The 24,870-nt window shown below is 35.9% G+C and carries 25 protein-coding genes and 1 tRNA gene; 18 read left to right on the top strand and 8 right to left on the bottom strand.

Annotation, left to right across the window (positions count from 1 at the left end):
• Positions 1–47: 47 nt before the first annotated feature.
• The 3 genes from ispG to yqgB form a co-directional block, all read right to left on the bottom strand.
• Positions 48–1,160, bottom strand: a complete 1,113-nt coding sequence (gene ispG / locus ABH957_RS02555) for a flavodoxin-dependent (E)-4-hydroxy-3-methylbut-2-enyl-diphosphate synthase (protein ID WP_219303551.1) — start codon at positions 1,158–1,160, stop codon at positions 48–50.
• 156 nt (positions 1,161–1,316) lie between these two features.
• Complete coding sequence (locus ABH957_RS02550; protein ID WP_002088653.1) at positions 1,317–1,688, bottom strand: hypothetical protein; 372 nt, start codon at positions 1,686–1,688, stop codon at positions 1,317–1,319.
• Between the two features lie 66 nt (positions 1,689–1,754).
• Positions 1,755–2,522, bottom strand: coding sequence for a protein YqgB (gene yqgB, locus ABH957_RS02545; protein ID WP_269480953.1), 768 nt, complete (start codon positions 2,520–2,522; stop codon positions 1,755–1,757).
• Between the two features lie 19 nt (positions 2,523–2,541).
• On the opposite strand from yqgB, the gene ABH957_RS02540 reads away from it, so the two are divergent.
• From ABH957_RS02540 to glcK, 16 genes are all read left to right on the top strand, one after another.
• Positions 2,542–2,733, top strand: a complete 192-nt coding sequence (locus ABH957_RS02540; RefSeq protein WP_033728250.1) for a hypothetical protein — start codon at positions 2,542–2,544, stop codon at positions 2,731–2,733.
• A 28-nt stretch (positions 2,734–2,761) separates the two neighbouring features.
• Positions 2,762–2,835, top strand: a tRNA-Ile gene (locus ABH957_RS02535).
• A 223-nt stretch (positions 2,836–3,058) separates the two neighbouring features.
• Positions 3,059–3,670: a superoxide dismutase [Mn] gene (gene sodA / locus ABH957_RS02530; protein WP_001052029.1), complete on the top strand. Its 612-nt coding sequence runs from the start codon at positions 3,059–3,061 to the stop codon at positions 3,668–3,670.
• 122 nt (positions 3,671–3,792) lie between these two features.
• The gene (locus ABH957_RS02525; RefSeq protein ID WP_002015154.1) at positions 3,793–5,070 is read left to right on the top strand and encodes an MFS transporter; all 1,278 of its coding nucleotides are present in this window, start codon (positions 3,793–3,795) and stop codon (positions 5,068–5,070) included.
• 109 nt (positions 5,071–5,179) lie between these two features.
• Positions 5,180–7,306, top strand: coding sequence for a peptidoglycan D,D-transpeptidase FtsI family protein (locus tag ABH957_RS02520; RefSeq protein WP_269480955.1), 2,127 nt, complete (start codon positions 5,180–5,182; stop codon positions 7,304–7,306).
• Between the two features lie 521 nt (positions 7,307–7,827).
• On the top strand, positions 7,828–8,745 hold the full coding sequence (locus tag ABH957_RS02515) for a PstS family phosphate ABC transporter substrate-binding protein (protein WP_002138359.1): 918 nt from the start codon (positions 7,828–7,830) through the stop codon (positions 8,743–8,745).
• Positions 8,746–8,772: 27 nt separating this feature from the next.
• On the top strand, positions 8,773–9,723 hold the full coding sequence (gene pstC, locus ABH957_RS02510) for a phosphate ABC transporter permease subunit PstC (RefSeq protein WP_002088646.1): 951 nt from the start codon (positions 8,773–8,775) through the stop codon (positions 9,721–9,723).
• A 1-nt stretch (position 9,724) separates the two neighbouring features.
• The gene (gene pstA / locus ABH957_RS02505; protein WP_002088645.1) at positions 9,725–10,591 is read left to right on the top strand and encodes a phosphate ABC transporter permease PstA; all 867 of its coding nucleotides are present in this window, start codon (positions 9,725–9,727) and stop codon (positions 10,589–10,591) included.
• A gap of 28 nt (positions 10,592–10,619) precedes the next feature.
• Positions 10,620–11,435, top strand: a complete 816-nt coding sequence (pstB, locus tag ABH957_RS02500; protein WP_002088644.1) for a phosphate ABC transporter ATP-binding protein — start codon at positions 10,620–10,622, stop codon at positions 11,433–11,435.
• Positions 11,436–11,687: 252 nt separating this feature from the next.
• On the top strand, positions 11,688–12,818 hold the full coding sequence (locus ABH957_RS02495) for an RNA-guided endonuclease InsQ/TnpB family protein (RefSeq protein WP_404491096.1): 1,131 nt from the start codon (positions 11,688–11,690) through the stop codon (positions 12,816–12,818).
• Positions 12,819–13,244: 426 nt separating this feature from the next.
• Positions 13,245–13,901: a phosphate signaling complex protein PhoU gene (gene phoU / locus ABH957_RS02490; protein ID WP_002015145.1), complete on the top strand. Its 657-nt coding sequence runs from the start codon at positions 13,245–13,247 to the stop codon at positions 13,899–13,901.
• A 345-nt stretch (positions 13,902–14,246) separates the two neighbouring features.
• Entirely contained in the window at positions 14,247–16,601 is a 2,355-nt protein-coding gene (locus ABH957_RS02485; RefSeq protein ID WP_002143147.1) for a sugar phosphate nucleotidyltransferase, read from the top strand.
• A 69-nt stretch (positions 16,602–16,670) separates the two neighbouring features.
• Positions 16,671–16,820 carry a 50S ribosomal protein L33 gene (gene rpmG / locus ABH957_RS02480; RefSeq protein ID WP_001265616.1) on the top strand — a complete coding sequence of 50 codons (150 nt, stop codon included), beginning with the start codon at positions 16,671–16,673 and terminating at the stop codon, positions 16,818–16,820.
• A gap of 104 nt (positions 16,821–16,924) precedes the next feature.
• The gene (locus ABH957_RS02475) at positions 16,925–17,503 is read left to right on the top strand and encodes a 5-formyltetrahydrofolate cyclo-ligase (protein ID WP_002034038.1); all 579 of its coding nucleotides are present in this window, start codon (positions 16,925–16,927) and stop codon (positions 17,501–17,503) included.
• Positions 17,504–17,606: 103 nt separating this feature from the next.
• The gene (locus tag ABH957_RS02470; protein ID WP_000253699.1) at positions 17,607–17,807 is read left to right on the top strand and encodes a YqgQ family protein; all 201 of its coding nucleotides are present in this window, start codon (positions 17,607–17,609) and stop codon (positions 17,805–17,807) included.
• A 19-nt stretch (positions 17,808–17,826) separates the two neighbouring features.
• Complete coding sequence (gene glcK, locus ABH957_RS02465) at positions 17,827–18,810, top strand: glucokinase (protein WP_002034037.1); 984 nt, start codon at positions 17,827–17,829, stop codon at positions 18,808–18,810.
• An 80-nt stretch (positions 18,811–18,890) separates the two neighbouring features.
• Here glcK and ABH957_RS02460 read toward each other — a convergent pair whose 3' ends face one another.
• The gene (locus ABH957_RS02460) at positions 18,891–19,061 is read right to left on the bottom strand and encodes a DUF2759 domain-containing protein (RefSeq protein WP_002034036.1); all 171 of its coding nucleotides are present in this window, start codon (positions 19,059–19,061) and stop codon (positions 18,891–18,893) included.
• 170 nt (positions 19,062–19,231) lie between these two features.
• Between ABH957_RS02460 and ABH957_RS02455 the strand changes: the two genes are divergently transcribed.
• Together ABH957_RS02455 and ABH957_RS02450 are read left to right on the top strand one after the other, a co-directional pair.
• Positions 19,232–19,861, top strand: coding sequence for an MBL fold metallo-hydrolase (locus ABH957_RS02455; RefSeq protein WP_002015137.1), 630 nt, complete (start codon positions 19,232–19,234; stop codon positions 19,859–19,861).
• A 9-nt stretch (positions 19,862–19,870) separates the two neighbouring features.
• Positions 19,871–20,983, top strand: coding sequence for a class I SAM-dependent methyltransferase (locus tag ABH957_RS02450; RefSeq protein WP_219303545.1), 1,113 nt, complete (start codon positions 19,871–19,873; stop codon positions 20,981–20,983).
• A 150-nt stretch (positions 20,984–21,133) separates the two neighbouring features.
• On the opposite strand, the gene ABH957_RS02445 is transcribed toward ABH957_RS02450, so the two are convergent.
• The 4 genes from ABH957_RS02445 to metI all read right to left on the bottom strand — a co-directional run bounded on the left by ABH957_RS02445 (position 21,134) and on the right by metI (position 24,807).
• On the bottom strand, positions 21,134–21,424 hold the full coding sequence (locus tag ABH957_RS02445; RefSeq protein WP_000894375.1) for an ArsR/SmtB family transcription factor: 291 nt from the start codon (positions 21,422–21,424) through the stop codon (positions 21,134–21,136).
• 436 nt (positions 21,425–21,860) lie between these two features.
• On the bottom strand, positions 21,861–22,373 hold the full coding sequence (locus ABH957_RS02440; protein WP_219303752.1) for a cysteine hydrolase family protein: 513 nt from the start codon (positions 22,371–22,373) through the stop codon (positions 21,861–21,863).
• Positions 22,374–22,534: 161 nt separating this feature from the next.
• Complete coding sequence (gene metC, locus ABH957_RS02435; RefSeq protein WP_002143144.1) at positions 22,535–23,698, bottom strand: cystathionine beta-lyase; 1,164 nt, start codon at positions 23,696–23,698, stop codon at positions 22,535–22,537.
• A complete protein-coding gene (metI, locus tag ABH957_RS02430; RefSeq protein WP_002143142.1) occupies positions 23,695–24,807 on the bottom strand; it encodes a cystathionine gamma-synthase/O-acetylhomoserine thiolyase in 1,113 nt (370 codons plus the stop codon). The genes metC and metI overlap by 4 nt, the downstream gene beginning before the upstream one ends.
• Positions 24,808–24,870 lie beyond the last annotated feature (63 nt).

Below are 24,870 nucleotides of genomic sequence, written 5' to 3'. Positions count from 1 at the left end.
TTGAATGTAAAAAAAGGTTGCTCACAAAAATTGTGGCAACCTTCTTTTTATTGTTCTTGTTTTTCTTTTTCTTTTTCTCGTTCGGCAGCCATTTCAGCAGCGATTACATCAATTTCTTTTTTCAGTTCTTCTACCATTGTTTCTTCTGGTACTTTACGAACGACTTGCCCTTTACGGAATAATAAACCTTCTCCGCGTGCACCGGCAATACCGATGTCAGCTTCACGAGCTTCACCAGGACCGTTTACGGCACAGCCGAGTACTGCAACCTTAATTGGAACTTTAAGTGTGGAGATGTATTCTTCGACTTCATTAGCAATGCTAATTAGGTCGATTTCAATACGACCACAAGTTGGACAAGAAATAAGTGTTGCGGCATTAGATGCAAGACCGAATGATTTTAATAGTTCACGTGCAACTTTTACTTCTTCAACTGGATCAGCGCTTAAAGAGATACGAAGTGTATTTCCGATGCCTTTACTTAAAATTGCTCCAAGACCGGCGGCGCTTTTTACAGTCCCAGCAAACAATGTTCCTGATTCTGTAATACCTAAATGTAATGGATAATCAAAAGCGCGAGCAGCTTTTTCGTATGCTTCAATTGCTAAGTTAACATCAGAGGCTTTCATTGATACGATAATATCGTGGAAATCTAAGTCCTCTAAAATTTTAATATGGTGCAGTGCGCTCTCGACCATACCATCAGCAGTTGGATATCCATACTTTTCTAAAATATGACGTTCTAATGAGCCGGCATTTACACCGATACGGATTGGAATGCCACGCTCTTTCGCTGCGTTTACAACAGCTTCTACTTTATGGCGACGTCCAATGTTACCTGGATTGATACGTACTTTATCAATGCCGCCTTCGATTGCTTTTAAAGCAAGGCGGTAATCAAAATGAATATCAGCAACAAGTGGAATGTTGATTTGTTTTTTAATATCAGCAATAGCATTTGCTGCGCGTTCGTCTGGAACAGCAACACGAACAACTTGACAGCCAGCTTCTTCTAAACGTTTAATTTCAGCAACTGTAGCCTCAACATCATGCGTTTTTGTTGTCGTCATACTTTGTATAATTAATTCATTGTTACCGCCAATTGTTAAATTACCGACTTTAACTGGACGTGTTTTTGTGCGTTGAGTTATTTCATTCACGAATTGATCGCTCTCCTTATAAAAGAAGTTTCTTATTTTAGTCCCTTACATCAATGATAGTATGTGTGAGAAAGGGCTATAGAAACCAAAGTACTCGGTTTCACTTTTACTATTGTATCAGCGCTTTTATGTAATTGACAAGGATTAAGTGATTGCTTATTGATATAAGGGGAATTTATAAGACTTTCCAACTTGGATTTTTGTAGCAGATGTATTTTTATTTAATTGCTTAAAATCATCAATTACTTTTTCAATAGAAGGAATTTTTTTCTTATTAATAGCTTCTGTAATAGAAAGAACTGTATCGCCAGTTTTTACTTCGATTGCTTTATAAGCTGTATCCGTTTCTTTTTCTTTTTCTGTTTCTTTCTCTTTATTTTGTTTTGTATCTGTATTTTCTTTTTTTATCGTTTGGGCAGCAGATGTTTTTTTGTATGAACTTAACATCGGTAAAGTACCGATTTTTATGTCGTAATAAAATATATAACCGAGGACAAGCACGAATAAGAGTACACCTAATCTCTTCATATCCTTCACTCCTTTGCTAGGAATATATGCTTGTCCAAAAAAAAAATGCCTATTTAGGCATTTTTTTTATAGTTCTTGTTTTTCTTTCGGCTTTGGAACTTCTTTAATTGTTAAGTATAGAATGATTAAAACAACTGCAATGTAAATGAATGTTGCGCCAGGTACGTTTATTTTGAATAAATCCATAATCATAAAGAAGATTGTTGGAATTGTGTAGCTGTAAGCAGTTAATGTCCAAACTTGTTTATAAGATAATTTGCGTTGACCGCTCATCGCAGAACCGATGAAGGCAAGCAATGTAACTCCTACAAAGGTAATAAATAATTGGAACAAGTACAGTAAGAACCCAATAACGAATAATAAGATTGGATAAATACTGTCAAATAACGAAATGAAATCTTGTAAATCTTTTTTCTCAAGAGATGCGCCTAATAAGTCATTATAGGAGTATGTTTGTGTTTGACCATTCCCCATGGAGACTACTTTATCTTTTAAAACAAATAAACCTGTTTTATTTTGATATTTTTCTAAGTCTGTTGAATTTGGATCAAATACGAAAAGGGCATTTCCATCTTCTTTTTCGATAGGTTGATCAATATCAGCTGTTAGCTCGCCATTTTCAATTTTAAAATCAGGTAAATCTTTTTCGATTACTTTATTTACCATGTTAACACCATCTTGAATAACGCTACCGTACAAGAAAGTTCTTGGAATAGTAGTGATTAGGCAAAGAAGCATAATATACAAAATGGTTTTACCGATTTTTTGAAAACGGAAAAGCGCCATATCTTTAGGCGAATATACGCTTTTTGCTAGCTGTGTAAAAATGGACATAGATTCACTTCCTTTATGTATGTATAAAATCATTGTAACGTACGAATCTAGAGAAGCTCAAGATATATTATATTTACATATAGTAGAGAAGACTAAATTCCTTCTTATTAATTTACTTCTTTTAGTAGAGAAAAATACAATTGACACTTTTCTTTCGTATATGGTAAATTTATCTTACATTTTTCAAACGATATATCCGATTGGAATTTAGTTGTTTTTAATGGTACATACATAATCGTGGACCCTTAGCTCAGTTGGTTAGAGCAGACGGCTCATAACCGTCCGGTCGTAGGTTCGAGTCCTACAGGGTCCATATCCATTTCATATGTTTATTATGTCAGCAGGAAGCTTCCTTGTAGAAGGAAGCTTTTTTTCGGAATATATGAGCATTTTAATTGAAAAGAAGTGGGAATTTTGCTACTTTAATGATAGCAAGACAAAGCGATTTATTTGTTTGCACCCTATGGCAATTAGGGTAGAATGAAGTTGTAGGTCACATATGTAGTGACAATACATAAACCGGGAGGAATATAACAATGGCAAAACACGAATTACCAAATTTACCTTATGCGTATGATGCTTTAGAACCTCACTTTGATAAAGAAACAATGAACATCCATCATACAAAACATCACAACACGTATATTACAAACTTAAACGCTGCTTTAGAAGGTCATGCAGAATTAGCTGACAAAAGCGTTGAAGAATTAGTTGCAAACTTAAACGAAGTACCTGAAGCAATCCGTACAGCAGTACGTAACAATGGTGGCGGACATGCTAACCATACATTCTTCTGGACAATCCTATCTCCAAACGGCGGGGGACAACCAGTAGGCGAACTTGCAACTGCGATTGAAGCGAAATTCGGTAGCTTCGATGCATTCAAAGCAGAATTCGCAAAAGCTGGCGCAACTCGCTTCGGTTCTGGTTGGGCTTGGTTAGTAGTAAACAATGGTGAGTTAGAAGTAACAAGCACTCCAAACCAAGATTCTCCTCTAACTGAAGGTAAAACTCCAGTTATCGGTTTAGATGTTTGGGAGCATGCTTACTACTTAAATTACCAAAACCGTCGTCCTGACTACATCGGTGCATTCTGGAACGTTGTAGATTGGAACGTTGCTGAAAAACTTTACCAAGAAGCAAAATAATTAAAGTTAATACAGCTAGAAAAAAGCTAGGGGGTTTTCTCCTAGCTTTTTTCTATGTTCTCCTTTTACATAATTGAGCTTGTCTTTGGAAGACTAGAACATGAAGTAAAGGAGAGTTGTGTATGAAGTGGAAACATGTAATCGGTGATGTTGAAGTGAATCGGGATTTAGTATTATTGCTCGTTATAGGAGGTTTATACACGCTCGCAATTTCTTTATCGAATACGTTTGTAAACATTTATTTATGGAAGCAAACACAAAATTATGTGAATCTGGGCTTGTATAATTTGGCCAGCGTTGTATTGCAGCCTCTAACATTTCTTGTGGGCGGGAAATTAGCGAAACGTATTGATCGCTCGATTTTATTGAGAATCGGTGTAGGCACATTAGCTGTTTTTTTTATCGTCGTTTTAGTAGCGGGAAAAAGTGCATCTCACTATATTTTATTAATGGGAGCTCTTTTAGGAGTTGGTTATGGTTTTTATTGGCTCGCTTTTAACTTGTTGACATTTGAGATTACAGAACCAGAAACAAGAGATTTTTTTAACGGTTTTCTAGGACTTCTTACATCGTTCTCTGGAATGATTGGGCCGATAGCAGCAGGATATACAATTTCACGTATGGAAAAATGGAGTGGTTATACTGTCGTTTTCTTCCTCTCGTTAATGCTATTTGCGGTTGCAGTCGTTCTAAGCTTTTTTTTATCGAAGAGGGAATGTGAAGGACGCTATGAAATTGTGCAAGTATTGAAAGAGCGGCAAGTTGATGAAAACTGGGGAAGAATTACGCGCGCTCATTTCTTCCAAGGCTTGAGAGAGGGAACGTTTATTTTCGTTATTTCGGTATATGTCTATTTAGCATCTGGTAGCGAGTTAGCACTAGGGAAATATAGTTTAGTGAATTCTGCAGTATCATTTGTATGCTATTATTTAGTTGCTCGTATGTTAAAGAAAGAATGGCGAAAAAAAGCAATTTTACTTGGTGGCATTATTTTATATGCGGTCGTATTTTTAGTTATTTTTAATGTTACATATACGAAATTACTTATTTATGCAGCATGTATTGCGGTTGCATATCCGATTTTACTCGTTCCGTACGGCTCAATGACATACGATGTAATTGGTAGAGCAAAACAGGCGAGAGAATGGCGTGTAGAATATATAGTGGTCAGGGAATTATGGTTAAATGCCGGAAGAATTTGTTCCATTTTAAGTTTTTTATGTGCTGTCATATTTTTTCCGCCTGAAAAAAGTTTACCTTTCTTACTATGTATTTTAGGAGCTGGACATTTTCTTATTTATTTTGCAGTTAAAAATGTCAAATATGATGAGGGGAATGTGAACAAAACCAGTGTTGTAGCGCAAGGAAGCACACAGAATCAAACTGAACCAGAAGGTTAACTTATCGCGTGTTTTATGCTAGAATAGAAAAAGATGTAAGACAGCAGTGAGGGCACCTGTATGAAGGTGTCCCTTTCACATTACATAGCTGTTGGTAGAGGGGGTTTGTATGAGCAAGAAGCAGAAACAACAAAAGAAAAAGACCCACGTTCCTTTTCGGTTAAACGTGTTGTTTTTTTGCGTGTTTTTAATGTTCTCCGCGGTTATTGTAAGGCTTGGATACGTACAAATTGTTCGTGGTGAGGAATATAAAAATGAAGTTGAGAAAAAAGAAAACTCAACGATAAGTAATCCTGTACCACGCGGGAAAATATTTGATCGTAATGGAGAAGCGGTCGTAGATAATGAGCCTATTCGTACAATTACATTTACAAAAATGAAGGGATCAACTGCAGCAGATCGCTTAGAGACGGCGAAAAAGTTAGCAGATTTAATTGAAGTCCCAACAGATAAGTTAACAGATCGCGATAAGAAAGATTATTGGCTTGCTTTACATAAAGAAGAAGCAGAAGCAAAAATCACAAAAAAAGATCGTGAAGAGTTTAAAGCGAATAAAATTGACGATAAAGAACTAGATGAACGTCAACGAAATCGTGTAACAGAAGAAGAGATTAATCAACTGTCAGCAAAAGATTTAGAAATATTGGCGATCAAAAGTAAGATGGAAAGCGGATATGCAATGACGCCGCAAATCGTTAAAAAAAATGCAACACCGGAAGAATACGCGATTATTAGTGAAAATTTAGCGAAATTACCAGGTGTAGATACAAATGTTGACTGGGAGCGAAAATATAAGTATGACGATATGTTCCGAAGTGTACTTGGTGGTGTAACTTCTTCTGATGAAGGGTTACCGAGAGAAAGATTAGATCACTATCTTGTTCGTGATTATAATCGTAACGATCGTGTAGGAAAAAGTTACCTTGAGCAACAGTACGAAGATAGTTTACACGGCACAAAATCTGAAGTAAGAAATGTTACAGATAAAGATGGTAATATTTTAGAAACTATTAATGTGTCACAGGGACAACGAGGTAATGATCTGAATTTAACAATCGATATGGAATTACAAAAGCGTGTAGAAGAGATTCTTGAGAAAAACTTAAATAAATTTAAAGGATCAGAACCGCTTTTAGATCGCGCTTTCGTTGTAATGATGAATCCAAAGAATGGTGAAGTTTTATCCATGGCAGGGAAACAATTAGTTAACGAAGATGGGCAAACGAAAGTGAATGACTTTGCGTTAGGTACGATGACAAGTTCTTATCCGATGGGTTCAACTGTAAAAGGTGCAACAGTACTTACTGGATATCAAACTGGGGCGATTCAACCTGGATCAGTTCAATATGATGAACCGATTGTATTAAAAGGAACGCCTAAAAAGTCATCTTGGCAAAATATGGGTTACATCGATGACCTTACAGCCTTAAAAAAGTCTTCTAACGTTTATATGTTTAAAACAGCGATGAGCCTGGCCGGAGTTTCATATGTGAAAGGTGGTACGTTAGATATACCACAAAAAGCATTTGATACTATGCGTTACTATTTTGGGCAGTTTGGGCTTGGTGTAAAAACAGGAATTGATTTGCCAAATGAAACTGCTGGTCAAATAGGTAGAGGGAGTCAACCAGGTTTCTTACTAGACTTATCGATTGGACAGTATGACACGTATACACCGCTTCAATTAGCGCAATATATTTCGACGATTGCAAATGGTGGATATCGTATGCAACCACAAGTTGTAAAGGAAATTCGTCAGCCAGCTATGAAGCCAGAGGAAGTAGGGAAAGTTGTTCAATCAATGGAACCGAAAGTATTAAATCGTATTGATATGCCAGAATCGCAAATTAAACGCGTTCAAGAAGGATTTAGACAAGTGTTTAACGATTCAGGTGGTACAGCCACGAAATACTTTACAGGCGCACCATATAAAGCTGCTGGTAAAACAGGTACAGCTCAAACCGTATATGGCGGAGATAAAGAGATTGGTAAAAAAGAAAACGGTGAGCGTGTGCAAACGTATAACTTAACGCTAGTAGGTTATGCACCACTTGAAGATCCAGAAGTAGCATTTTCTGTTGTTGTGCCATGGGTACATGACGATAAAACAGGAATTAACGGATATATCAGTCGTGAAATAATGGACGCTTACTTTGATTTGAAAAAACAAGCATTAACTGGTGAAGCTCCGCAAGATGAAAAAGCGAAAAAAAATAAAAATCAAGATGATGAATAAAAAAGTTGTAAAAAAAGCACACTATCTGAAAAGATAGTGTGCTTTTTTTTATGCCTTACGCATATGGTTTAGTAAATATGGACAAGCATAAAATATTGAAAAAACATGTAGTTTCAAAAACGATGAACACAACAAGATTAGTGCATACGCTCTAAGTTTGTTGTGTGTGATAGGCGATAGCAGTTTTATCCCGCGTTTGAGGGCGGTAAAACTCCCACCTCAAAATTCAGCTGGAGCAAAGAAGTTAGGTGGGAGCCCTGCTGCCCGTAAACGCCCGATTGGTGAGGGCTAATAATCAGTGGGGGATGAACAAAACCCCCACTGATTAAAGTTTCGCTTTATGGATGATTAGAAAATTTCCTGCATCTAAAGTACAAAAGTGAAAATAAAGTTTGTGTATACAGTTGTTTTTGTGGGACTTTACAAAACTTTTACAAATAATTAAAACCGAATTAATAGTTTAGCAGTATTCTTATATCTGTAATCCTGTTATTTCCGGTTACTTCTAGGAGGAAGAACACGTGAAATGGATGAGCGCATCGATTAAAGTTTTGACATTATCGACATGTTTCCTTTGTTTTAATATGTCTACTGCATTCGCTACAAATGAAATGGGAGAAGTGAGAGTTGATGGATCCTCAACGGTTTTCCCCATTATAGAGGCAGTAGCAGAGGAATATACAAAGGCCCATCCAAACGTGAAAATTTCTATTAGTATTTCTGGGACAGGGGGAGGATTTAATCGTTTCAGTAAAGGAGAAGTAGATATAAACAATGCTTCGAGATTGATGAAACCGGTAGAAGAAAATGCAATGCAGAAAAAATCCATTCAATTTACACCATTTGAGGTTGCTTATGACGGTCTAACGATTGTTGTGAATCGTCAAAATACGTGGGTAAACAATATGACGATAGATGAGTTACGTCTACTATGGAGTGAAAATGGAAGATTGAAACGATGGTCACAAATTCATTCATCATGGCCTCGTGAACAAGTTAAATTTTATGCGCCAGGCGTAGACTCTGGTACTTATGATTATTTCCAAAATGTTGTCTTACAAAATAATCGCCTTGTAAAAACGGTTTCTTTGTCTGAAGACGATCAAGTTATTATGCAAGGGGTAATGAATGATAAAAATGCCATTGCTTTTGTAGGATATGCTTATTATATGGCCAATCGAGATAAGGTAAAAGCAATACAGGTGGATGGTGTATTTCCAACGAAAGAGACCATTCAGTCGGGTACGTATAAGCCATTATCTAGGCCGCTATTTACGTATGTGAATCATGCATCCATCAGAAATAAAATTAATGTAGCAAATTATGTTGAGTTTATGATTAAGCATGTTGGAAGCCTTGCTGAAGAGGTCGGATATGTAAAATTACCAAAAGAAAAATATAATGAACAGCTGCGAATGTTAACAGAAATAAAAAGGTAATGTCAGGGTGGAAAGGGGTTTTCATCTTTGGCTCATAATGACAAAAGTCAAATTACATTTTCTGTACAACATTTGATTGAGAGAAATACAAATAGAAGAAAAAAAACGCAGCGAATCAATCGAATTGTTCCGTTAATACTAAAAGCCATTGCTAGCGTGTCCATTGTAACGACACTTGGAATTATTATTACGTTGGCAAATGAAACAATCATGTTTTTTCAAAAGATATCATTGTATTCTTTTTTGACAGAGAAGGAATGGTTACCTTTTTTTGAAGATCCAAAATTCGGTATATTACCACTTATATGTGGAACAATCCTTGTAACAGCAATTGCCATGTTCGTAGCAATTCCTATTGGTTTAGGTTGTGCCGTGTTTTTAAGCGAATACGCTTCGAATGGCGCTCGGAAAATATTAAAACCTTTGTTAGAGCTACTAGCAGGCATCCCGACAATTGTATATGGTTTTTTCGCGTTAACAGTTGTCACACCACTTTTACAACGGGTTATACCAGATTTGCAGTTTTTTAATGCTATTAGTCCAGGTATTGTTATAGGGTTTATGATGATACCGACGATTGCGTCTCTCTCTGAAGATGCGATGAGAGCTGTAGCGAAAGGAATTAAAGAAGCCTCATTAGCGCTAGGAGCAACTCGTTTTGAGATGGTAAAACAAGTGGTGTTTCCATCGGCTTTTACGGGCATAATGGCAGCGATTATATTAGCAGCTTCCAGGGCAATTGGTGAAACGATGATTGTTGTTATTGCAGCTGGATCAACACCTAATGTATCGATAGATCCGACTCATTCTATTCAAACATTAACAGCCTATATTGTACAAGTGAGTTTAGGTGATGCTCCGCACGGAACGATTACTTATTACAGCATGTACGCTGTAGGTGCAACGTTATTTATGTTTACTTTTATTATGAATATCATTTCGCAATATATTATGCGCCGTTTTAGGAGGTTGACATAATATGCGAATGTTAAACCATAAGAACATACAAGAAAATATGGCATCGCGTTTTTTAAAGGATCGGATTTACAAGTGTTTGTTTTATATAGCAATTTTGTTTTCGGTAGTAATACTTTTTATATTGCTTTTTCAAATTTTTGAAAAAGGTATAAGTTATCTTTCAATAGATTTCTTTACAAACTTCGCCTCACGTAATCCGAGAGAAGCTGGGATTGTCGCTGCTTTGTCAGGAACAATACTATTTATGAGCATTGTTATACCAGTCTCTTTTATATTTGGAGTCGGAACAGCTCTTTATTTAGAGCATTATGCGAAGGAGTCCGTTTTTAAAAAGTTAATTGAATTAAATAATCAAACATTAGCAGGGGTACCTTCCGTTGTGTTTGGTTTACTCGGGTTAACTATTTTCGTATACGCTCTCCATTTGGGAGAGAGCATAATGGCAGCGGCACTGACGATGAGCTTACTCGTCTTACCAACTGTTGTTGTAGCTAGTCAAGAAGCGATTAGAACTGTGCCGAGCTCATTACTAGAGGCTTCTTACGGATTAGGTGCTACGAAATGGCAAACGATGTATCAAATTGTATTGCCAGTCGCTTTGCCAGGGATTGTAACGGGATGTACGTTAGCGGTATCGAGAGCAATTGGTGAGGCAGCACCATTATTAGTTATTGGGGCCCTTGCCTTTGCAAATTATGTTCCGTTCAGTATGTTTGATAGATTTACGGTTTTACCAATTCAAATTTTTAATTGGATGAGTAGACCACAAGAAGAATTTCAGTATGTAGCAGCAGCTGGGATGATTGTTTTGCTAGGATTGTTGCTCTTTATAAATATATTTGTCTTATGGTTACGAAATCGAAAATAAGTTGGAAGTGGATGAAAGGGGAATTCAAATGGTAGCAACAGTAGTAAATGTACAGGTGAAAAATGAAAAAAAGATTGAGACAGCACCAAAAAAAATAGTATTTGATACGAAAAATTTAAATTTATGGTACGGAGAAGACCATGCTTTAAAAGATATCAACTTAAGTATTCATGAGAATGAAGTAACAGCGATTATCGGTCCAAGTGGTTGTGGGAAATCAACATACTTAAAAACGCTAAATCGTATGGTAGAGTTAGTGCCTATCGTTCGAACTACGGGCGTTATCGAATATAGAGAACGAAACATATTTGATAAATCATATCCGGTTGAAGAATTACGTACGCATGTGGGTATGGTGTTCCAAAAGCCAAATCCATTCCCAAAATCTATTTATGAAAATGTAGCATATGGTCCGAAAATCCATGGTGTTCGTGACAAAAAAACACTTGATGAAATTGTTGAAAATAGCTTGCGCGGCGCAGCTATTTGGGATGAGTTAAAAGATCGTTTGCATGATAATGCATACGGTTTATCTGGTGGTCAGCAACAACGTCTATGCATTGCACGCTGCTTAGCGATTGAGCCAGACGTAATTTTAATGGATGAGCCAACATCGGCGCTAGATCCAATTTCAACATCAAAAGTAGAAGAATTAATTCAGGAGTTAAAGAAAGATTTTAGTATTGTTATCGTAACGCACAACATGCAACAAGCAGCACGAATTTCAGATAAAACTGCTTTCTTCTTAAGTGGAGAAGTTGTGGAATATACAGATACGAACAAATTATTTACAACACCTGCAGATAAGCGTACAGAAGACTACATTACAGGACGATTTGGTTGATATCGCTAGCAAGGCTAAGAGTAAAGACCCTCTTAACAGAGGGTAACTAACTGTTACGATTTATTTAACCAATTATAACCAAAGTTAATTAAATATATCAGTAAGCCCTGCTAGTCAAGTGATTGGCTAGTAGTGAGGGTTAACTGCGGGCAATCCCTAAAGCTGATTGAACTACAACGTGGCTAGAAATGGTGAGCGTGAATGTTGCGAAAGTAGAAAAAATCAATCAGATGATTAAGGAGTTGACTTCTGATGATATTGGCGAAGAAAGTCAGACTGATTCCAACGCCTGAACAAGAAAAGGTGCTTAGAAATCATGCTGGAGCTTCAAGATTCGCTTATAACTATTGTAAAAGGATGAGTGATAGATACTATAAGCTATTTGGAAAATCTGTTTCACAGTTAGATTTACAGAAACGATTTACAAAGATCAAGAAGCGAAAGAGATATGAGTGGTTAAATGAAATCAACGCACAAGTTCCCAAACAGGCTTCAAAAGATTTTGATAAGGCGAGAAGAAATTCGTTCAAAAAGTACAAAAATGGTTATCACACTTCTTATAAATCCAAAAAAGATTTAATTCAAGGATTTTATGCCAATTATGAAAGACTGATTATAGGAAAGAAAGTAGTTGATATTCAGTCTATTGGAGAAGTGAAAACAAGCCAACAACTACCAAGAAACAAAAAATCATCAAATCCAAGAGTTACATTTGATGGTCGTCACTGGTGGATTAGTGTAGGGTTCCAGGAAGACTTTGAATCACAAGAACTAACCAATGAGTCGATTGGTGTGGATGTTGGTGTAAAAGAGCTGTTTGTAGCTTCTAATGGTACGAAAGAACGAAATATAAACAAAGATGCTAAGGTTAAAAAACTTTTGAAAAGGAAAAAGTCAGCGCAAAGAGATATGTCTAGGAGATTTAAAAAAGGTGTAAAAATTCAATCTGCCGGATATGAAAAAGCTAAAACTGAGCACCTTCGGTTATCTAGGAAAATTACGAATATCCGAAATAACCATATCCATCAATCAACAGCTAAATTGGTGAAAACCAAACCAATGAGGATTGTTGTGGAAGACTTACATATCTCAAACCTGTTAAAAAACAAAAAACTATCGAAAGCATTTTCATTTCAAAAATTAAACTTCTTCTTTCAATGTTTATCATACAAGTGTGAGAAGTACGGCATTGAATATGTAAAAGCTGATAAATGGTTCGCTTCCAGCAAGATTTGCTCATGTTGCGGAGTTAAATACGACCATTCAGTTCAATCAGAAGGACAGTGGAGTTTAAAGATTCGTGAATGGGACTGTGTTCAATGCAATAGCCATCACGATAGGGATTTGAATGCTTCGATAAATTTATCAAGATGGGTAAAATAAATGCTTGATAATATGAGGTAACGATACTGCCTCGTGTGGAGTGTTATACCCCTCGTCCCTTCGGGGTTGCGAGAACACTTTGAAGCACTAACTTGTGTGAATTTGATTGAATTGTATAGATTTAGTTAAGTTTATCGTATCGGCATTTCTCACTTTCACCTCATTCTAATAGGGGAGTAATATTTCTCTTTTCTCAAGGCGTAATAAACATACAAGAAGCGGGGTAGGGGATTTATCCCGCTATTTGCCGGGCAGTAAAACTCCCACCTCAAAATTTGGATGGAGCAAAGAAGTTAGGTGGGAGTCGGGCTGCCCGTAAACGCCCGATTGGTGAAGGCTAATAATCAGTGGGAGATGAACAAAACCCCCACTGATTAAAGTTTCACTTTATATATAATGGCACATAATATTGAGGGGGAAGAAATGATGGTAAGAGAACAGTTTCAATGTGATTTAAAAACGTTACAGCAAAAGGTGATCGAGCTTGGTGAGTTAGCAAGTGGAGCTTTATTGATTGCTATGGAAGGTCTTCACAACAGGGATGTAGAGAAAGCGTTAGAAGTCATTGATGGGGATTATCGCATGGATAATTTAGAAGAGGAAATAAATGACCTTGCGCTTATGCTTATTACAAAGCAGCAGCCTGTAGCAAGTGATTTAAGAAGAATTTTCATTTCAATTAAAACAGCGACAGATTTAGAACGTATTGCAGACCATGCTGTTAATATTGCGAAATCAACAATTCGTCTTGGTGAAAAAGAAGTGGTTGTTAGTTTACATAATCTTGAGGAAATGTTTGAGATTGCTCATAAGATGTTAAATTTAGCATTAGAAGCATATGAGCAAGAAAATTTAACTTTTGCTAAACAAATTGCTGAAATGGATGATTCAGTTGATGAAATTTATGGGAAGGCGATTCGTGAATTTATTTCATCTATCCCTGGACAACCAGAAGCGATTACACAAATTACACAACTATCCTTTGTTGCAAGATATATTGAGCGTGTAGCAGACCATGTTACAAATATTGCCGAGAATGTATTTTATGTAGTAAAAGGAAAGCATTATTTATTGAATGAGTAGGGGGAAAAGTAGGTGATGAGAAATCACCTGCTTTTTTTAGTCAAAACATGACAAAAAAAGCTCGTTGTTTCCTTTAGTCTATGATGATAAGATGTATCATAATTAATGGAAAAATAAGTACATATATGTTAGTTACGTCTTATTAATTATTTTACCAAGTTAATGGTAAGCGCTTTCTTTTTGGTGGGAGTTAAAAGGTACATTTATTTATAAAGTGAGGCTTTAATTAGTGGGGCTGTCTCTCGCTGATTGTTAGATCATACCAAACCGGACTTTTACTGCAGTTAATGTGGGGTAAATGATATACGGAGTTCTTGAACATTATATAAGTGGAGGCTGAAGTATATGAAGGGGGTTATTTTAGCTGGAGGAAAAGGGAGACGCCTTAGACCATTAACATGTAATACTCCAAAACCGATGTTACCATTGTTAGAAAAACCAGTTCTTGAATATAATATTGAATTATTACGTCAGCATGGTATTCGTGAAATTGCAATTACAGTTCAATATATGAGTACCGCTATTAAGCAATACTTTGGTGATGGTAGTAAGTGGGGAGTTAACTTGTATTATTTTGAAGATTCTCCTCCGCTTGGAACAGCAGGGAGTATTAAGCAAGCCGAAAGTTTTTTAGATGAAACATTTGTTGTTATTAGTGGGGATGCACTAACTGACTTTCAATTATCAGAAGGAATTGCATTTCATGAACAGAAGAAGAGAATGGTAACGATGTTTGTGAAAGAAGTAGAAAACCCACTCTCATTTGGCTTAGTTGTAATGAATAAAGAACAAGAAATTATACGATATATAGAAAAGCCGAGCTGGAATGAGGTAGTTTCTAATATTGTGAATACAGGTATTTATATAATGGAGCCGGAAATCTTTTCTTACATACCATCCATGGAATTTTCGGATTTCAGTCATGATGTGTTTCCTTTATTGGCAAATAAAAATGCTTTATTTGCATATTTATCAGAAGACTATTGGCTAGATATTGGTACATTTGATCAATATCGGCAAGCTCAATTCGATTTGTTGACGAAAAAATTGAAGGTGCCTATTCCATATACAGAAGTATTACCGATGGTGTGGATGGGAGAAGGTGTAACGATAGGAAAAGGGACGAAAATTCATGGCCCTTCTTTTATTGGAGAAGGAGCAATGATTGGTGCAGGGGCTGTAATTGAACCGTACTCTATTATCGGGAAAAATAGTATCGTTTCAAGTTATTCTCATCTTCAAAAAAGCATCATTTTTGCAAATTCTCATATAGGAAAAAATTGTGAGTTGTTAGAAACAACAATAGGAGATCATACAATGGTCGAAGATGATGTTACACTTTTTCAAAAAAGTATTGTAGCGGATCATTGTCATATAGGGAAAAGTACAGTAATTAAGCAAAAAGGAAAAATATGGCCATATAAGGAGATAGATAGTCATTCGATAGTAGGTTCTGCCGGTGTTAAAGAGAGTGAAAAGAGTGCAGGATGGTTACAAAAAAGCCGAATTGTAGGAAGGGGTAATGTTGAAATTACTCCTCAATTTATTGTGAAAGTTGCAATGGCTTATGGATCTCTTTTTGCCAAAGGGGAGAGTATATTGATTGGAAGTCAGGAAAATATAGAAACAACTTCCTTTAAAAATTTATTCCTCCATGCCATTCATGGCAGCGGGATTCATACGATGGAATGTAAAGAAATGAATGAGTCGCTTTTTCAGTATGCCATTCATAATTTGCAATGTGCAGGTGGAGTTTTCGTTCAAGTGGAAAGCGAAAGAGGGATTGTTATACAACTGTATGGCAAGGAGGGCTCGTTTTTAACGTATAAGCAGCAAAAAGAGATAGAACAAGTATATATGTCTGAGTCGTTTTATTACGCTTCTGAGAAAGAACTGGGGCGAAATAAGCTAGTTCACGTTTCTGCAAATAATTATGTAGAAGCTGTGTTAGAGCGTATTGATATTGAAACGATACAAAAACAGAAGTTTCATCTTCTTATTAATAAGAGAAATGATATGTTACAACATTTACTTATGATTTTTTTGCAAAGGCTCGGGTGCACAGTTACATGGATTTATGCGGGTGAACAAAAGCATCATGTGAAAGCCTTGATGAAATCAAGTAAAGCAAATATGGCACTTATGTTTTCAGAGCAAGGAAATTATTTCGAGTTATATGATAATTATAGTAATATTTACCAGGGAACAGATTTTGAAGAGGTAGATATTCCAGATTTATTACTTGAATCGGCAGGAAATATTTACCCGATGTCTTTGAAATTAGGAGAATGTTACCTTCTATTTTATACGCAGGATGAAAAAAAGTCGTTTCAAGCGAGATGGAAGCGAGATATTTTATATCGAATTGGAAAATTATTCGAGCTAATAGCATTGCAGGGAAAAACATTTCTCAGCATAGTAGAGCAATCACCTCCGCTCTATCTACTTTGTGATGAAGTTGTATGTTCATGGAATGAAAAAGGGAAAGTAATGAGGAAATTATTGGCTGATATGGAAAGAAAGGAAGAAGGTATATTTGAAGGAGTACAGTTCAAATATACCGAAAAAGAGTGGTCTTATATCGTTTCTGACACAAAACAACCGAAATTTTTAGTGTATTCGCATGCTAGAAACCCAGTAATAGCAAGGGAAAACATGAAAAATCTTATAGAAAAAATTAGACAATATCAAAAGGTGTAGAATTTTTATTTTAAAAGTGGTATTATAGTATAGTCTGATTTAAGTTATTAGTACTGGAGGGAAATAAGAATGCGTGTGAATATTACTCTAGCATGTACAGAATGCGGAGATCGTAACTATATCTCAAAGAAAAACAAACGTAACAACGCTGAGCGTATCGAGCTTAAAAAGTATTGCAAGCGTGACAAGAAGTCTACGTTACACCGTGAAACAAAGTAAGCAGTAGGAATATTTTCCTACTGTTTCTTTTTTTATTCGGTTCCTCTGTTAAAAGTGATACACTATCATCGTAGAGCAAAGTGTCACTGTGAGGGGGAAAATGTGTGAGAGAAGAGAAACTACGTTTACGTAAACAAATAATAGAACACATGAATTCTTTATCAGAAGAACGGTATACAACTTTATCAGAGCAAATTGCAGCTTCGTTGTATGCGCAAAAAGAGTGGGTTGAAGCTAAAACAATTGGAATCACCCTCTCAATGGAAAATGAAGTGAATACATATCCTATTATCGAAAAAGCTTGGGAAGAAGGAAAGAAAGTTGTTGTTCCGAAGTGTAATAAAGGAACACGAACGATGTCTTTCCGGAAAATTAGTAATTTTGATCAATTAGAAACAGTGTATATGAATTTACGTGAACCAATTCCAGCGCTTACGGAAGAAGTGAATGCAGATGAAATTGATCTTCAAATCGTGCCAGGCGTAGCTTATACAGAGCGAGGAGAACGGATTGGATATGGCGGTGGCTATTATGATCGTTATCTCGTGCATTATAAAGGGAAAGCGCTATCATTAGCTTATAGTTTTCAAATGGTAGAACATATTCCAGTAGAGCCATTTGATAAAAATGTAGAAAAAATTATTACAGAAAAAGGAACAATGGTTAAAAATGGGCTTGTATAGACAAATAAAAATTGACGAGACTTTTTCTTCGTGATTATAATAAAATATGTGAACGTTTTCTTATTATAATTTTTTATAGTAAGTGAGCATAGAGGGTGATGAAATGGTATCTATTTATGATATTCAGCAATTGCTAAAGAAATTTGGTACGATTATTTATACGGGTGATCGAATTGCAGATTTACAATTAATGCAAGATGAATTGCGTGAATTAAATCAATCACAGCTAATCGACCCACAAGACTATCAAACAGCTTTATTTTTATTGAAGCAAGAAATTCAAAAAGAGCTAAATAAGAATTAGATAAAGGTAGGTACGTAACATGGAAGAGAAATGGTTAGTTGGTGTTGACCTTGGTGGTACAACGATTAAATTAGCATTTATTAATGTGTATGGTGAAATTTTACATAAGTGGGAAATCCCTACGAATACAAATGAACAAGGAAAACATATTACACTTGATGTAGCGAAAGCTATTGATAAAAAGTTAGAAGAATTAGGTGAATTAAAAAGCAAGCTAATTGGTATTGGTATGGGAGCTCCTGGTCCTGTACATGTGGCATCTGGAATGATTTATGAAGCGGTTAATTTAGGATGGAAAAACTATCCGTTAAAAGATTTACTAGAAGTAGAAACGGGATTACCTGTTGTTATTGATAATGATGCAAACTTAGCGGCGCTTGGTGAAATGTGGAAAGGTGCTGGTGAAGGAGCAAAAGATTTAATTTGTATGACACTTGGCACTGGTGTTGGTGGTGGTGTTATCGCCAATGGTGAGATTGTACATGGTATAAGCGGTGCTGCTGGTGAGATTGGACATATTACAGTTGTTACAGAGAACGCTTTTCCATGTAATTGCGGGAAGTCGGGTTGTTTAGAAACGGTAGCCTCTGCAACAGGTATTGTACGTGTTGCTATGCAACAAATACAAGAGACAGATAAAGAAAGTGTTTTACGTTCTATGTTAGCAGAAGAAGGGCTTATTACATCAAAAGATGTATTTGAAGCACTTGGACAAGGTGACGAACTAGCAGGTGAAGTAGTGGAAAAAGTAGCTTCTTATTTAGGATTAGCTGTAGCGAACCTTGCTAGTACGTTGAACCCAGAGAAAATCGTAATTGGTGGTGGCGTATCTAAAGCTGGAGACGCACTATTAGAGCCAATTCAACGTTATTTCGAGCAATATGCTTTCTCTCGTGCTGTAAAGAGCACAAAGTTAGCAATTGCAATACTTGGTAATGATGCAGGTGTAATTGGAGGAGCGTGGCTTGTAAAAAAGCACAAATACGAGGCGAAGATGATATAAGTTGTGAATAATGAAAAGAGGAAGGGGCCCCCTTCCTCTTTTTATGCAAGATCTTGTTGGAGAATAAAAATGTAAATGGATTAAGCTGGTGGGTACCCATTATATAGAACAGTCATGATTGTAAACCATCCGAAAACAAGTACGGTTGCAATAGCGAAGCCGCCCGCGAATAAGTTTTTTTCGCGAAGTGTTCTAAGCGTAGCAAATACAGCTAACAGAGTGACTAGCGTAAAAATAATAACAAGGCCCATACAATATCCTCCTCTGTCTACTCATTCCTTAGAATGAGTTTTTAGAATATTTACTCTTTTATATTGTACATGTTTTAAAAATGATTGTCGAGATAACACGCCTTCTTTTCCTAAGAGAAAGAAATGTTGTATCATTAAAAGTAAATTAAATAACTGGAGGAGATTTTCATATGAAATGGATACAAATGCCTTTAGGCCCATTACAAACAAATGCTTATATTTTAACGAATGATCAAAATGAGTGTATTATTTTTGATCCTGGTCATGAAGGAGAGAAACTTGTTACATATTTACAGGAAGCACAGTTAAAGCCACTTGCGGTTTTATTAACACATGCTCATTTCGATCATATTGGTGCTGTTGATGCCGTGAGAGACGCTTTTCATATTCCTGTATACGTACATAAAGAAGAAGCGGATTGGTTAGGAGATGCAACTGTGAATGGCTCGCAAATTTTTATGATGAACCGCAGTATTACAGCAAAACCAGCAGACCATATTATTGACGAAGAGGGTACATTAACGATCGGTTCTTTTAGTTTTGAAATTTTTGAGACACCAGGACATTCTCCAGGAAGTATTTCTTATTACAGTAAAGAAGCGAATGCTGTATTTTCTGGAGATGTATTGTTCCAAATGAGTATTGGAAGAACGGATTTACCTGGTGGAAGTTTTGCTGAATTAATTGGAAGTATTGAAGAGAAATTATTTGTATTACCAGATGAAACAGCGGTGCTATGTGGACACGGTCCAGAAACAAGCATTGGTTTTGAAAAAGAAAATAATCCATTTTTACAATAAGGAGTCATTATGGGGATGGAGCTCAATTTAAGAGAATGGATGGGAAAAGAAAAGGATCATTCGATTTCATATAGTACGTATATGAACCTCGTATTATATGCAGAGGAACATGGGTATTATATGAGAGAACGTGAAAAAATCGGAAGACAGGGAGATTTTTTTACGAGTAGCAATGTATCTTCTGTATTTGCGAAGACTTTTGCTAAGTTTTTTATTCGGCTTGTTGAAAAGGGAGAAGTTTCTCCAAATATTTGTGAGATTGGTGGGGGAACAGGAAAGTTTGCCTATGATGTTTTACAAGAATGGAAACAATTATCTCCGGAAACCTTTATCAATTTAAACTATTCAATTATTGAAGTGAGCCCTTTTCATAGAAGGCTACAACAGGAGAGGCTTTGCTTATTTGATAATGTGTCGTATTATACATCTTATATTGAAATGGGAGAGTCTTTCGAAGGAATTATTTTTTCGAATGAATTATTTGATGCGTTTCCTGTTGAGATAGTTGAGAAAAGAAATGGAATTTTGTATGAAGTACGTATCACGTATACAGATGAGGGAAACCTTACAGAAGTATTTAGACCGATAGAGAAAAGAGTCGGTCGTTACTTATTGAAATATAACATTCATATTGCTGAGGGACAGCGCTTTGAAGTGCCTATTGCAATGGAAGAGTATATAGAAGAGATTGCGAAATGGTTTCAGAAAGGTATATGTATTACAGTTGATTATGGATATACAAAAGAAGAATGGATGCATCCTGCACATCGTGAAGGAAGTTTAAGAGGATATTATAAGCACAAGCTAATTCGTAATCCTCTTGCATATCCAGGAGAAATGGATCTTACTACGCATGTTCATTGGGATGAGTTGAAGATGAATTTTGAGCTGCACGGAATTAATACGATATGGCATAGGAAGCAATCAGAGTTTTTGTTAGCAGCAGGAATATTAGATCAGCTTGCTAGCCATCAAGATACCAACCCTTTTTCTGAAACTCAAAAACTAAATAGAGCTATTCGCTCTATGATTTTGAACGGAGGATTAGGTAATGCTTTCGATGTTGTTATACACACAAAAGATATGAAGAATTTACTTTTGAATCAATATTTAACGATATGAAAAAAACAAGACACAGTATTTTCTGTGTCTTGTTTTTTAATACGACTTTTAATTATGTAGCATTATATATTTTCTCTCATGATATATATTTATATTAAAGATATGAGATGAAAAATATAGAATACACTCTTTTTCTCTGTCTATAGGTCCCTAACCTAATAATACACGAACGAGTTGAATAATTGTTTCGTTTTCTACTTTGTAGTAAATTTCCAATCCTTTTCTTTCACTAGAAACGATTTTAGCACTTTTTAACTTTGCTAAATGCTGTGAAATTGTAGATTGTGGCATGTTTAAGCCTGTGTACATTGTAGAAACGTTGCTTGGGCCACGTTCAATTAATCCCTTTACAATACATAAGCGAACAGGATGAGCAAGCACTTTCAATAATTCTGCATTGCTTTCATATAGTTCTATTTCTTTTTGAAAGGTTTCTAACATGTTCTTTTCCACCTCCGTGTGAGCTGTTATACCATACTATACATACCAAAAAATCAAAGAAAAGAAAACAGTTGTTGCAGAAAAAAAGTCCTAAAGTAAAGAAATTGTAAGAAAAGAGACCCTGATGTAAATAAAATAGATAAATTTGCACAGTTTTGTAAAATGACATTTTTGAGTGAAAATTTTGATGCGTTTCAAAAATTGAAAGATATAGATATATTCGTAACACAATTTTATCATGATTTTCTTATTCTTTCAAATGAATATACAAAATTTTTAAAATAATATGACAAAGGAATTATAATGTTATATATAGAATATATAACAGGTTAAAAGAAAAGAAGCTGATTATGATCAGCTTCTTTATAATGGTGATAATGAAATATTTGAATGTGGCTGATAAATCTTAGAATGATCAAGTTATTAGTCATTTATTCTAGAGTTCATCTTGTATCAATTTTAAAAATCTGTGATTCCATATATTTTCATAAAAATTAATTGTCTCTTTTGCGGACATAAATGGATTATTTAACGTAGAGGTTGTTTTCTGTATCATGAAGTTTTCGTATCCCAGTCCATGGGCAAATTTAATCGTAGCATCCATACAGTACTCTGTTTGGGCACCACAAAATTCAATATGATGTACAGATAATTGGTCTAAAATCTCTTTTAAGTTCGTTTTATAAAATGAATTTGCATGTGTTTTTCTTACAAAAAAATCTTGTTCTTGAACATCTAGATCGGTATGAATAGCCCAAAGTTCTTTTTCGGGTACTAAATCATCATCACAATGTTGAACAAAAATGATTGGTTTATTTGATTTTCTATAGGAAGAAATTCTTTTATTTACTTTTGTAAGCAAGTTTTGTAAATCAAATAAATGCTCTCCGCTATAACATACCCCATTTTGTAAATCGATAACGATTAAAACATCTGCACAAGTATCCATTATTTTTGCCCCTTTTTTACTTTTTAATATATCAATTAATTCATTACTTGGAAATAGATGGTGCTCTTTCGTTTTTTTATGAACTATACGAAAAGTAAAAAATATATTTAACGGCATAAAAAAGAAGATATGAAAACTTAATTTCATATCTTCTGTTCGTCCTATGCATTTACAGGCTCTTCTACATAAGAAAGGGCATTTTCAAAATCGGATATTAAATCGTCAACATTTTCAAGGCCAACGGATAAACGAAGTAATGAATTAGAAATACCTCTTTCATCACGAGCTTCTTGCGACAATGCTGCATGTGACATTTTAGCTGGGTAGGAAAGAATCGATTCGACAGCTCCTAAACTAACTGCGAAGACAGGTAATTTTACTTTTGATAAAAATTGGCGGAGTGCGTCTTCTGATTGTAAAGTGAAAGATAGGACAGCTCCGGCTGATGTAGCTTGAGATTGTTGAATGTCAAATCCAAGATGTGTTTGTAAGCCAGGATAATAGACATTTTGAACTTTAGTGTGCTCTTGTAAAAAATGTGCGATTTTGTTGGCACCTGCAGCTGAATGTTCGAGACGTACATGCAATGTTTTAATGCCGCGAAGCACGAGAGAACAATCTTGCGGTCCTAAAATAGCACCAAAAGCGTTTTGTAGAAAGCCGAGCTTTTGAGCGAGTTCTTCATCTTTTACGACAGCTAATCCGGCGGTGACATCGCTATGACCAGCAATAAACTTTGTAGCGCTATGAAGAACGACATCAGCGCCAAGATCAAGCGGTTTTTGAAATAGTGGTGTCAAAAATGTATTATCAACAAAAGTAAGAGCACCAATAGATTTTGCAAGATTAGAAACAGCACGAATATCTGTCACTTTTAAAAGTGGGTTAGAAGGTGTTTCTACATAAAAGAGCTTCGTATTTGGTTTAATGTTTTCTTTTACTTCTTCCACATTGGTCATATCAACAAATGTATGTGAAACGCCATAACGGGAGAGAACTTCAGTAACAATTCGATAAGTACCTCCATATACATCTTCTGAAATAAGAACATGGTCACCTTGTGAAAGAAGGAGAAATGCAGTAGAAATGGCTGCAATGCCTGATGCAAAGGCAAATCCTTTTGTCCCGCCTTCTAATAAAGCAATGATATCTTCAAGAGCTTCACGTGTTGGATTTCCAGATCTACTATAGTCATACTTTCCGAAAGCATCTACATCAAACTGATGGAATGTTGATGTGTTATAGATGGGAACGTTAACAGCTCCTGTGTGTGTGTCATGCTTGTATTGATTATGCAGTAAAAGCGTATCTATGGAATAACTCATATTCTTACACCTTCTTTTACAAGTTTAATTGCTTGCTTTAAGTCTTGAATTAAGTCGTTGCTATTTTCGATGCCGACTGAAAAACGGAGAAGACGATTACACACACCACGTGCTGTTCGAACATCTTCTGGAATATCGGCATGAGTTTGCGTTGCTGGATAAGTCATTAAACTTTCGACACCGCCAAGACTTTCAGCAAATGTAATTAAGGATAAAGATTGTAAGAAAGGATTAATCCAAGTTTCATCTTGAAGGCGAAATGAAATCATACCACCTCTTCCTGGATAAAATACATCTGTCACACCATCTTCATCATTTAAATAAGCAACAATTGCATGAGCGTTTTCTTCATGCTGTTTCATGCGAAGTGCTAAAGTCTTCATGCCTCGAATTAATAGCCATGAATCAAACGGGCTTAAGACAGCACCAGAGGCATTATGATAATGAGCAAGCTCCTCGCAAAGAGATTTCCCTTTCGCAACGACAAGTCCGCTTAGTACATCGTTATGACCGCCTAAATATTTAGTTGCGCTATGAAGGACGATGTTTGCACCTTCTGTTAATGGTTGCTGTATATAAGGTGTATAGAACGTGTTATCTACAATAAGAAGTAGTCCGTGCCTTTTCGCTACACTTGCTACACTTACGATATCAGTTACTTGCATTAATGGATTAGTCGGTGTTTCTATGAAAATAGCCTTCGTTTGAGATGTGATTGCTTGCTCAATTTGTTTAATAGATTGTGTATCTACGTATCTACATCGAATATTCCACTTGTCTTCATGTTCGGAAAATAGACGATATGTTCCCCCGTATAAGTCTTCAGATACGATAAGCTCATCTCCGGAACGGAATAGTGAAAGGACAAGGAGAACAGCCGCCATTCCTGAACTACAGGCATAACCTTGCTCACCGCTTTCTAAGTCTGCAATTGCCTGTTCTAAAAGACCGCGAGTCGGATTTCCAGTTCTTGAATAGTCAAAACCAGTAGATTTACCAATTCCTTCGTGACGATAAGCAGTTGAGAAATAAACAGGTGGATTAACAGTTCCTGTTGTAGCTTCGCTACGGTTCCCGATTTGTGCTAGTTTTGTTTCGATTGTTGACATGTGAAAATTCCCCCTTTTTAAAGTGAACGACTAAGTGAAAATAAAAAAAGCCTTCTAAGAAGA

The organism is Bacillus sp. RC242 (genome assembly GCF_044908245.1).
GTDB lineage: Bacteria > Bacillota > Bacilli > Bacillales > Bacillaceae_G > Bacillus_A > Bacillus_A mycoides.
Note: the sequence above shows the minus strand (reverse complement) of the source record. Positions and strands in the feature narration are given on the sequence as shown.